Here is a 3,601-nt window from a genome sequence, read left to right as displayed (position 1 = left end):
ATATATCTATCACCTGCTTGTTGAATTATTCTCTGGTAATTTTCATCGGTGAATGATTTTATGTATTCTTCAGGTTCTACCGAAAAAGATGAAACAAACATAACACCAGGTTGAGTACTAAATACTGAGTGATAAGCTTCAAAAGATTCGATCTTGTCCTTATTGCTACGGACAACGTTAAAAATTGTATTTTCCCGCCAGTTACGATATTGCGAGTGAAATTCTGGAACAACTTCTACATGTCGTAACTGGACATATTCAGAGTCAGGAACAGATTTCTCTGACACAATCGGGCTTTCAACATACTTAACCAGTTCACGTTTTACATCACCAGACAATAGTGCCGTAAGGTCAGCAAGAATATCGTTCAGATGATTCTCGTCATACTGAATTTCACTTATCTCAGTGTAGCTATTGAATTCCAGCAATTCCTTATCTTCACCTTGCATCGAAAGATAATAGTTTTTCATTGCGGATGACTGCAATAACCCTGCGAGTTTGGATTCCATCCCTTTCTTTAAAGGGTAGCGAGAAATCATTAGGTAGTTAGATGACATTGTATATTTCCTTTTCAATCAATTGTGGGTTAATCGTTATTTCGATGAAAGGAGCTTACGTTTTTAAAACAATGTTTTGAAATATTTATTTTGTGATAGTATAAAGATATCAGCAGGTTTAAAACTTGAGATAGACCTTACTGAAATGTCGCTTAAACGTGAACACGGATGTTGGAGAAAGTGATGCAGATATTTAGTAAAAGACTTCCTACTATCAGGCAGTTACAGTTTTTCCTTGCTGTGTGTGACGATATGAGTTTCAGACGGGCAGCCGAGCGACTAGGGGTTTCACAACCTCCGCTATCGACGCAAATTCGTAATCTTGAAGAAAATCTGGGAACAGCCCTATTCCTACGCAATACACATCAGGTATCTCTAACAGAAGCCGGTAAACTGTTTGAATTACAGAGTAGAAAGCTCTTGAACACCATGGTTGCTGATTTGGCAGAAATAAAAAAACACAGCACTTATGATCAAGGGTTTCGTGCAGGTACGACTAAAACGTTAGACTTTAATTTAATGCCTAAAATTCAGGACACGCTTGATGGTTTAGCGCATACAAATAAAATCTACAAAGACACCTATACATCTAAACAACTCTTAATGGAAATGCTTAACGGACATCTGGACTTTTCGATTGTTGCAGAAAAACCATACCAAAATGAATTATTGGAATTTAAATTCATCTATAAAGAGATAAACTTGATAACTATTCCAAGTAGTCATCCTGCCAGTCAAAAAGAGTTTATTGATTTAAAAGATGTCAGTGATCTCCCGTTATATTGGTTTAGCCGGCTGGCTAATATGGATTACTTTGATAAATGTGAGAAGATTTTCAATGCGTTACCTTTTAATCTAACCCGAAAACCTGAGCCTGGTGATCCATTACGGATGTTATCAGAAATTGCATTAGGACGTGGAATGGCCTTTATTCCTTATTCTATGTGCATGGTTAGCAGAGCGGGAATTGCCTATAAACGTATGACACCTTATTACGAAGATAAATTCGGTATTAATATTTATCTCTCTTGGCGAAAAGATTTAAAAAAAATTAGCGCGCTGGATGCAATACAAAAAATTCTATCCTTAGAGCCTTAAGCTGTCTTGTTTAATTGTGTAATTTAATCATCTCTCGCGTCTGACGCAATTCGATAGCCACACTCATCTTAGATGATGGCTCTTAATCACATTGGGTAACTGTAGCTGTGTCGAGAAAACATCGTTTTTCGGTTATTACTATCACTTAATCACTCTAAGTTGGTGACAGAGTGACCAAACTGCCAGCTAACCGCTTATTATCTGGATAAAAATGCGTATAATGCTCGGCAGTACACTTCAGCGGCAGTCACTCTGCCAATGTCCGGGTCCCCGTAGTTAAACGGATATAACAAGCCCCTCCTAAGGGCTAGTTACTGGTTCGATTCCAGTCGGGGACACCATTAGCACTTCTCAGTACATCCCACTGAGTCCATAAAACCCAGATAAAACAACGATGAATAGACATTTAGCGTCTAATGATATCCCATAATGTTTAGTGGAATCTAAGCACATATGTGTATAGGATTGCGTATAACACTAGGTTCGATCTTTAGGGCTATACACATGCTACTCACAGATATTCAAATTCGCCGGGCTAAAGCCCAAGATAAAGCCTATACCTTGAATGATGGCAATGGCCTATCCCTATTGATTGAACCCAATGGCTCCAAGGGTTGGCGCTTCCGTTACCGCTTTGCCGGGAAGCCTAAAATGATATCTTTCGGCCTGTATGGTGATATTTCATTAGCCGATGCCCGCAAGAAACGAGATGAAGCCAGAGCGCAAGTGGCCAACAGCATTAACCCCAGTGATACCCGCAAAGCTGAAAAGATAGCCCTACAGCATTCCCACGCCAACACGTTCGAGGCTATCGCCAAAGAATGGCACACCTCCAAATTACCCACCTGGACGCAAGAGTATGCGGATACTGTTATGCGTGGCTTCGATAACAACGTATTTCCTTATATCGGCAAGCGCCCAATTGACCAGATCGCACCGTTGGAACTGCTGGCCGTTCTGCAACGCATCGAAAAACGTGGCGCACTGGAACTCACCGGAAAAATCAGGCGGCGCTGTGGTGAAGTCTTCCGCTATGCCGTAGTGACCGGGCGGGCCACTTATAACCCGGCCCCTGATTTGGCCAGCGCATTGAACCGCCCCAAGAATGGCCATTACCCGTTCCTGACTGAAAGTGAGTTACCTGACTTTATTCAGGCATTAGATAACTATAAAGGCAGCAAACTGACCAAATACGCCACCCAGTTGTTAATGCTCACGGGCGTAAGAACTATAGAACTACGGGCCGCTGAATGGTCTGAATTTGATCTGGATAATGCTTTGTGGGAAGTCCCCAAAGAAAGGATGAAGAAGCGCCGCCCTCACCTTGTGCCACTTTCTACACAAGCCTTGGCGATCCTTGAAAAACTCAAGGTGCTGACAGGGAATTATAAGTTAGTGTTCCCCGGCCGCAATGATGCCGGTAAGCCAATGAGTGAGGCGAGTATCAATAAAGTAATTAAGATGCTGGGTTATCACGGTAGGGCCACCGGTCACGGCTTCCGGCACACCATGAGCACTATCTTGCATGAGAAAGGCTATAACAGCGCATGGATTGAAACCCAGCTTGCGCATGTTGATAAAAATTCCATCCGTGGAACTTATAACCATGCGCAATATCTTGAAGGACGTAGGGAGATGTTGCAATGGTATGGGTTCTATTTAAATAGAGAAATTATTAGCATATGAAACCTTCATCGTTAGGGAAAACCAACTTTGAATCAATAAAAACAACTGATGTAAACTATATTATACTTTTTACCCACGTTATAATAGTCGAATACCATGCATTATTTTTTCCCCAATCTATGGTCATAGCGGCTAAAACCACTTGAATTAACACGAATATAAAAACAACAATTGAATATATTTGATTATATCTCACATTACTTATTTGTATTCTATTTTCCGAAAGAGAGTAAAATATTTTTATTGTACCTTTCAACTCT

At 40.8% G+C, this 3,601-nt stretch carries 3 protein-coding genes, 1 tRNA gene and 1 pseudogene; 3 read left to right on the top strand and 2 right to left on the bottom strand.

Annotated elements, in window-relative coordinates:
- Positions 1-557: hypothetical protein (locus tag V1952_RS20685; protein WP_420075442.1), on the bottom strand; the 557-nt coding region annotated here is incomplete at its 3' end.
- Positions 558-740: 183 nt separating this feature from the next.
- Here V1952_RS20685 and V1952_RS20680 point away from each other — a divergent pair.
- From V1952_RS20680 to V1952_RS20670, 3 genes are all read left to right on the top strand, one after another.
- On the top strand, positions 741-1,655 hold the full coding sequence (locus V1952_RS20680) for a LysR family transcriptional regulator (protein WP_420075441.1): 915 nt from the start codon (positions 741-743) through the stop codon (positions 1,653-1,655).
- Positions 1,656-1,921: 266 nt separating this feature from the next.
- Positions 1,922-1,996 (top strand) — tRNA-Arg (locus tag V1952_RS20675).
- Between the two features lie 163 nt (positions 1,997-2,159).
- Positions 2,160-3,341 (top strand): tyrosine-type recombinase/integrase, encoded by a 1,182-nt coding sequence (locus tag V1952_RS20670; RefSeq protein WP_420075440.1) that lies wholly within the window; start codon positions 2,160-2,162, stop codon positions 3,339-3,341.
- 55 nt (positions 3,342-3,396) lie between these two features.
- On the opposite strand, the pseudogene V1952_RS20665 reads toward V1952_RS20670, so the two are convergent.
- A pseudogene (locus tag V1952_RS20665) lies at positions 3,397-3,601 on the bottom strand (hypothetical protein); the annotation flags it as partial.

The sequence above is a fragment of the Yersinia sp. 2542 StPb PI genome, assembly GCF_048593855.1.
Taxonomy (GTDB): domain Bacteria; phylum Pseudomonadota; class Gammaproteobacteria; order Enterobacterales; family Enterobacteriaceae; genus Yersinia; species Yersinia enterocolitica_E.
The sequence above is the reverse complement of the archived record's forward strand: the minus strand, read 5'-3'. Positions and strand labels throughout refer to the sequence as shown.